The organism is Streptomyces millisiae, assembly GCF_031845425.1.
Classification (GTDB): Bacteria; Actinomycetota; Actinomycetes; order Streptomycetales; family Streptomycetaceae; genus Streptomyces; species Streptomyces millisiae.
On the sequence record NZ_JAVREM010000077.1, the window covers coordinates 20,335 to 27,489 of the forward strand.

The following is a 7,155-nucleotide window of genomic DNA, read 5'->3' on the forward strand; positions in this document are numbered from 1 at the left end:
ACACGCGGAAACGCTAACGGCCCCCGACGAGGACGCGCATCGGGCCCGGGAACCACCCGGCTCCCCATGACGTCCTACGTCCCGCGACCGAGCACTTTCGCAGTGTGACATGAGTCACAGTAGGCGACTAATCGCTGACCCTGTGTACCTAGCAGGCAGCTCCCTGTGATTCAGTGGCCTGTGTATCTGCACGTGCATTTCGCGCATCCGGGGGAGTGATGGAAACGGAGACGGAGCCCTATGTGCGCCTCGCCTCTCTGCGGGAGTTGCACCAGGTAGTCGCTCAGCTGAACACCGCCCGAAGCATGGCAGACACCCTCCAGACCATCGCCGACGGCGCCGTCGCGGCCCTCGGCTTCGAACTCGCGACCGTCAACCTCGTCAGAGAGGACGGCAACCTGCTCGTCGCCGCCGTCGCCGGCAACGACTCCGCGGAGGCCGCCATGGCCGGCCGCACCGGCTCCCGCGCGTCCTGGGAGCGCCGCCTCAACATGGGGGAGCGCTGGGGCGAGCTCCGCTTCATCCCCTACACCGAGGGCTGGGTCCTCGACCACGACGACGTCCCGCAGTGGCACACCACCGGGCCCGCGCCCCGCTACCCCGACGAGTGGCACCCCATGGACCGGCTGTTCGCCCCCATGTACGCCTCCGACGGCGAGCTGCTCGCCGTCCTGGAGGTCGACCGCCCGCGCGACGGCAAACGCCCGGGCCCCTGGGGCTGCGAGGCGCTCCAGCTCTACGCCTCCCAGGCCGCCATCGCCATCAGCAACGCCCGGCTGCGCGGCAACATGCAGCGCGCCCTGGTCCGGCTCGAACGCGACCAGCAGGCGCTGCGCGCCAGCGAGGAGAGCTTCCGGCAGGCGTTCGAGTACGCGCCGAGCGGCATGGCGATCGCCGAGGTCGGCGGCGACGGCCAGGGCCGGCTGATCCGGGTCAACGACGCGCTGTGCCGGCTGCTCGGCCGGCCGGCCGCGATGCTGCAGCGCTACAGCTTCGCCGACCTCGTCCACCCCGAGGACACCGGCGTGCTGCTGCGCACCGCCGCCGAGGGCGGCCGCGCCGAGCTGCGCCTCCAGCGTCGCGACGGCTCCTACGTCTGGGTCTCGCTGCGGAACTCGGTGGTGGCGGACGTCACGGCCGGGCCGCAGGTGCAGCTCACCCACGTCGAGGACATCGAGGAGCGCAAGCGGCACGAGCTGGCCCTGGCCCACCGTGCCAGCCACGACTCGCTCACCGGGCTGCCCAACAGCGCCGAGCTGCGGGCCAGGCTCGGCGGCCGGATCTGCGACCGGGGCGCGGCCGAGCCCACCGACGCCTTCGGCGGCCTCGGCACCCCGCCGGGGCGGCCCTACGACCACCACGAGCACGTGCTGGTCCCCGAGGCGCCGGGCGGCGACGGCAAGGGGCTCGCGGTGCTCTTCTGCGACCTGGACGGCTTCAAGTCCATCAACGACCGGTTCGGCCACGTCTGCGGCGACGCGGTGCTGGTCGAGGTGGCCCGTCGGCTCGAGGCCGGGGTCCGGGACAACGACACCGTGGCCCGGCTCGGCGGCGACGAGTTCGTGGTCCTCGCCGAGGGCCTCGGTCCCGCCGACGCCTCGGACCTCGCCGTCCGGCTGCGCAACGGCATCATCCCGCCCATCCGCTGGGAGAACCGCCAGGTGCGGGTCGGCGCCAGCTTCGGCATCGGCTGGGCGGCCTGCGGGATGACCACCGAGGAGATCCTGGAATCGGCCGACCAGCGCATGTATGTCGAGAAACGCTCCCGCTCCCAGGGCCGACGCCGTGCGGGCTAGTTTCTCCGGGTCTGTACTGTCACTCGAACGCGGTAGGCTCGCGCCCGAACACCAGCGGTACCTAAGGAGCGGCAGTCGATGAGTGCGGGGAACACCGGCGGCGGAACGCCCGGCGAGGGCGATGACCCGTTCGCCTATCTCTATCGACCCGAGGACGGGCAGCCGCAGGCGCCGTCCGGGCCCCGCCAGCCCTCGTACAACCAGGTCAGACCGGTCGGCCAGCGCACCTACGGCGGCCAGCAGGGCCAGGGGCAGGGGCAGCGCGGCGGATACGGCTACCCGCAGCCGGACACGCGCTACGCGGCCCCCGAGACCCGCCCCGGCGGCGTGCCGCCGGTGGGCCACGGCGGGCACGGTCGCCGTCAGGCCCCCGAGCCCCGGCGCAACGGGCTGTTGATCGGCGCCATCGCGGTGGTGCTCGCCGTGGTGCTGGGCGTCGGCGCGGCCATCATGTTCAGCGGTGACGGCGACGAGAACCAGGCCGACGGCACGGAGACCACCGCCCCGCCGGACGACTCGTCCAACGACGACGGCGAGGGCGGCGCCGACGACGAGCCGAGTGACGAGCCCACCGACGAGGACGCCGCCGGCGAGCTGCCGGTGGCCGAGCTGGCGTCGCTCCAGTTCGGCGGCGGCGCGGGCCTGCAGACCGGGGTGGCCAACGCGCGCTCCGACGACGGCAGCTACATCACCGTGACGCCCAACTCCACCATCACCTGGACCTTCGACCTCCAGGGCGACCCCGGCCAGTACTACTTCTACACGGGCTACTCGACGGTCAGCGACGGTCAGTCGATGTCGTTCTCCGTCAACGGCACGGCGCGGGAGGACGGCGTCGACCTGAAGGACTGGGCGACGGGCAGCGACGAGTGGGCGGACAGCTGGGTGTCGACGTTCAACCTGGTCGACCTCCAGGAGGGGCAGAACACCATCCAGCTGAGCTGCACCTCGTCCTGCGACGTGCTCATCGACCAGTTCCTGATCTCGGAGGAGCAGCTGTAGGCCCCGGCCGGCCGAGCGCCTCGATCAGTCGCTCGGCCGCCTCCCGCATGGCCGTACGGCCGGCGGCCAGGTAGGGGCGTGGGTCGACGGCCGTCGGGGCCAGGGCCAGCTCGGCGCGGACCGCGCTGGTCAGCGCCACGTTGAGGGCCGTGCCGATGTTGATCTTGGTCATGCCGGCCGCCACCGCCCGCCGCAGCTCCGGGTCCGGCACCCCCGAGGAGCCGTGCAGCACCAGCGGCACCCCGGTGGCGGCGGCGAGCCGGGCGATCAGGTCGTGGTCGAGTTCCGCCGTGCGGCGGGTCATCGCGTGCGTGCTGCCCACCGCCACCGCGAGCGCGTCCACGCCGGTCGCCGCCACATAGGCCGCCGCCTCGGCCGGATCCGTGCGCGCCCCCGGCGCGTGCGCGTCGACGGGCTCCCCGGGCTTGCCGCCGATCCGGCCGAGCTCCGACTCCACGAGCAGCCCGTGCGCGTGCCCGAACCGCACCGCCTCGGCGGTCGCCTTCACGTTCTCGTCGTAGGGCAGCCGCGCGGCGTCGAACATCACGGAACCGAAGCCGGCGGCCGGCGCGGCCCGCAGTAACTCCCGGTCCGTCACATGGTCCAGGTGCAGCGCGAGGCGGGCGGGCGAGGCCGCGGCCAGCTCGGTGAGCGCGGCGGCCAGCGGCGCGAGCCGGCCGCCGTGGTGGGCCACCGCGTTCTGTGAGACCTGTAACACCACCGGCGAGCCGGTCGACTCGGCCGCGGCCACCACCGCCTGCGCGTGCTCCAGGGTGATCACGTTGAACGCCGGCAGCGCCCGCCCCGTCGCGAAGGCGCCCGACAGCAGCTCGGCGCACGGCGTCACGGGCACGGCCGCACCACCCACTCGCCCCGCCGCATCACGCCGACCAGGGCGAAGTCCGCGTCGAACACCACCAGGTCCGCGTCCTTGCCCTCCTCGATCGAGCCGATCCGGTGGTCGAGGCCGAGCAGCCTGGCCGGGTTGACGGACAGCGCCCGCACGGCGTCGGGCACCGAGACGCCGTTCACCGTCACCGCGCGCCGGAACGCGACGTCGAGGGTGAGCGTGGAGCCGGCGATCGCCCCGACGTCCCGCAGCCTGGCGACGCCGTCGACCACCTCCACGGTCAACGGGCCCAGCGGATAGGTGCCGTCCCCCATGCCGGCCGCGCCCATCGCGTCGGTGATCAGCGCCACCCGGTCAGGGCCGGCCGCCGCACGGGCGAGCCGCAGCGCCGCCGGGTGCAGGTGGACGCCGTCGTCGATGAGCTCCACCGTGACCCGCTCGTCCTCGAGCAGCGCGGCCACCGGCCCCGGTGCCCGGTGGGCGAGCGGCGGCATCGCGTTGAACAGGTGGGTGGCCACCGTGGCGCCCGCGTCGACGGCCCACCTGGTCGTCTCGTAGTCGGCGTCGGTGTGGCCGACGGCGGCGATCACCCCGGCGTCCCGCAGCAGCCGCACCGAGTCGAGCCCGCCGGGGAGCTCGGGCGCGAGCGTCACCATGCGGGCCGTGCCGCGGGCGGCGTCGAGCAGCTTCCGCACGTCGGACGGGTCCGGGTCGCGCAGCAGCGCGGGCTGGTGGGCGCCGCAGCGGTTGCGGGCGATGAAGGGCCCCTCGAAGTGCACGCCGGCGAGTTCGCCCTGCTCGACCAGGTCGGCCAGCGCCGCGGCCTGGTCGGCGAGGTCGCCGAGCTCGCCGGTGACCGTCGAGGCGACCATCGTGGTGGTGCCGTGCGCCCGGTGGGTCTCGACCACGCGCAGCGCCTCCTCGGCGCTACCGGCGGAGAACGAGGCGCCGCCGCCGCCGTGCACGTGCAGGTCGACGAAGCCAGGCAGCACCCAGTGCCCGGTCAGGTCGAACACCTCGGCCGACTCGGCCTCGTCCCGCAGGCCGGCCGCGATCCTGCCGCCCTCGACGGTGACCCGGCCGGCCTCGACCACGCCGCTCGGCCGCACCACGGTCGCCCCGGCGAGCACCGTGCGCGTGGCGTTGGTGGGCGCGCTCATGACGGCACCACCGCCAGCGCGCGGTCCCAGGCGAGCAGCCCGGCGCCCAGGCAGCCGGCGGCGTCGCCGAGGCCGGCCGGCACGATCTCGGGCAGCTGGTGGAGGACGACGGCGCGGGCCGCGAGGGCCGCGCGCAGCGGGGTGAGCAGCGTCTCGCCGGCCTCGGCCAGCCCGCCACCGACGATCAGGGTGCGCGGGTCGAGAAGGCTGATGGCGGCCAGCAGCCCGTCGGCGAGGGCGTCGACCGCCCGCTCCCAGACGACGGCGGCACGCGGATCGCCGGCCGCCACGGCGCGCGCGGCGTCCGCCGCGTCGAGCCCGGGGGCGCCAGCCGCCGCGGCCCAGGCGCGGCCCACGGCGGCCGCCGACGCGACGACCTCGAGGCAGCCGCGCTGCCCACAGCTACAGGGCGGGCCGCCGGGACGCACCACGACATGGCCGAGCTCCCCGGCCCTGCCGTGCGCGCCGGGCTCCGTCCGACCGTCGATCGAGAGCGCCGCGGCGATGCCGGTGCCGAGCGCGACCAGCAGGAACCGGTCGACGCCGACACCCGCCCCGAGCCGCCCCTCGGCCAGGGCGGCGACCCGCAGGTCGTGCCCGACGGCGACGGGGATCCCGCCGCCCAGGCGCTCACTCAGCAGCCGGCGGAAGGGCACGTCACGCCAGCCGAGATTGGCCGAGTAGACGGCGACGCCGGCCGCCTCGTCCACGATGCCGGGCAGCGCGACGCCGGCGGCGGCCGGCGGGCCGCCGAACCGCTCCTCGCCGATCGCCCGCAACTCGCCGGCGAGGTCCAGGATCGCCGCCACGGCGCCGTCGGGCCCCACGCCCGAGCCGGTCGGCCGACGCGTCTCGAACCGGGGGACGTTGTCGGGGCCGGTCAGCGCGGCCTTCATGGTGGTGCCGCCCACGTCGAGCGCGAGCACGTAGGAGTCGTGGGCTTCTGCGGCGACTTGGCCGGCTCGCCGGCCGTCTTGGGGGAGGCTCACAGGCGCAAGTCTCGCCCCAGACGCCCCGAGAGGTCTAGTCCACTACGCGCTTCGCTGCGGGAGAACGACGGAACGGGTGAGGTGACGCGGCCGGTCGGGATCCAGGCCGCGGGCCGCCGCCACGGCCACCGCGAGCCGCTGGGCGCGGACCAGACCGGCCATCGGGTCGAGCCCGTCCCCCGGCACCAACAGCGCCCCGGTGCGGCGCACTTCGTCCACCAGACCGGGCGGCAGCTCCCCGAGCGACCACACCACCCGGCCCGGCGCGGCAACCGCGATCGGGCCGTGCCGGTACTCCATCGCCGGATACGCCTCCGTCCAGGCGCCGGCCGCCTCGCGCAGCTTCAACGCGGCCTCCAGCGCCAGGCCGTGGCTCCAGCCCTGCCCGAGGAACGTCCACTGCTCGGCCGCCACCACGGCGGCGTCGAGCGGGCGGGCGAGCGCCGACTCCGCGTCGACGGCGGCCTCGGCCAGCGACCGCACGCCGGGCGGCAGCGGCCCGGCCGCCGCCAGCGCGGCGCGCAGGAACGCAAGCGCGGTGGTCGCGAACCGGGTCTGCACCACGGACCGCTCGTCCGCGTAGTCCAGCACGACGACGTGCCGGGCGGCGCGCAGCACGGGCGAGGCCGGGTCGGCGGTGAGCACGAGCACCGGCGCGCCGGGCCGTCGCGCCCGCAACGCCGCCAGCAGGTCGAGGACCTCGGTGGTGGTGCCGGACCTGGTGACGGCCACCACCCGGTCGTAGCCGCGGGCGACGGGGAACGCGGAGGCGGCGAACGCGTCCGTCTCGCCCTGCCCGGCGGCCTCGCGCAGCGCGGCGTACGACTGGGCGACGAACCACGAGGTGCCGCAGCCGGTCACGGCCACGCGCTCGCCGGGGCGCGGCAGCGCGTCGGCGAGACCACCGGCGTACGCGGTGCGCGCGTCGCGCTCGGCGCGCCGCCAGCAGTCCGGCTGGGTCGCTGTCTCCCGCTCGGTGACGGTCGGTTCGGTGACGGACATCGGGACTCCTCACACGCGGCGGCGTTCCCTCGGGTAACGCACTACCCAGGGGCCGAGTGTCCGAGGCCCGGCATAAAATGCCCGGGTGAGGACAGAGGGGGAAGGACGGGACGAGGCCGCCGAGGCCGCCGAAGCACTGTCCGCCCGCGACCGGGCGATCCTCGCCGTCGAGCGCGCCTCCTGGCCGCGCGCCGGCGCGAAGGAGCGGGCCATCAGGGAGCGGCTCGGCATCTCCCCGACCCGCTACTACCAACGGCTGAACGCCCTCCTCGACGATCCCGCGGCGCTGGCGCACGACCCCGTCACCATCAACCGCCTCCGCGCCCGCCGCGCCCGCCAGCGGGCCACTCGCTGAC

The 7,155-nt window shown here is 75.2% G+C and carries 7 protein-coding genes; 3 read left to right on the top strand and 4 right to left on the bottom strand.

Translation table 11 applies throughout. The annotated features are described in order from the left end of the window. Window positions 1-218: 218 nt before the first annotated feature. Window positions 219-1,796, top strand: a complete 1,578-nt coding sequence (gene cdgB / locus RNC47_RS31780; protein WP_311603805.1) for a diguanylate cyclase CdgB — start codon at window positions 219-221, stop codon at window positions 1,794-1,796. Between the two features lie 78 nt (window positions 1,797-1,874). Then, the gene (locus RNC47_RS31785; protein ID WP_311603807.1) at window positions 1,875-2,798 is read left to right on the top strand and encodes a carbohydrate-binding protein; all 924 of its coding nucleotides are present in this window, start codon (window positions 1,875-1,877) and stop codon (window positions 2,796-2,798) included. On the opposite strand, the gene RNC47_RS31790 is transcribed toward RNC47_RS31785, so the two are convergent. The 4 genes from RNC47_RS31790 to RNC47_RS31805 form a co-directional block, all read right to left on the bottom strand. Further along, window positions 2,761-3,651: a class II fructose-bisphosphate aldolase gene (locus RNC47_RS31790; RefSeq protein WP_311603808.1), complete on the bottom strand. Its 891-nt coding sequence runs from the start codon at window positions 3,649-3,651 to the stop codon at window positions 2,761-2,763. The two genes, RNC47_RS31785 and RNC47_RS31790, sit on opposite strands and share 38 nt — an antisense overlap. Then, complete coding sequence (gene nagA, locus RNC47_RS31795) at window positions 3,642-4,808, bottom strand: N-acetylglucosamine-6-phosphate deacetylase (protein ID WP_311603810.1); 1,167 nt, start codon at window positions 4,806-4,808, stop codon at window positions 3,642-3,644. The genes RNC47_RS31790 and nagA overlap by 10 nt, the downstream gene beginning before the upstream one ends. Next, window positions 4,805-5,704, bottom strand: coding sequence for an ROK family protein (locus RNC47_RS31800; RefSeq protein ID WP_394814924.1), 900 nt, complete (start codon window positions 5,702-5,704; stop codon window positions 4,805-4,807). Before RNC47_RS31800 ends, nagA begins: the two co-directional genes overlap by 4 nt. Window positions 5,705-5,839: 135 nt before the next feature. After that, window positions 5,840-6,799, bottom strand: coding sequence for an SIS domain-containing protein (locus tag RNC47_RS31805; RefSeq protein WP_311603814.1), 960 nt, complete (start codon window positions 6,797-6,799; stop codon window positions 5,840-5,842). A gap of 85 nt (window positions 6,800-6,884) precedes the next feature. Between RNC47_RS31805 and RNC47_RS31810 the strand changes: the two genes are divergently transcribed. Further along, complete coding sequence (locus tag RNC47_RS31810; protein ID WP_311603816.1) at window positions 6,885-7,154, top strand: DUF3263 domain-containing protein; 270 nt, start codon at window positions 6,885-6,887, stop codon at window positions 7,152-7,154. The last annotated feature ends 1 nt before the right edge of the window (window position 7,155 follow it).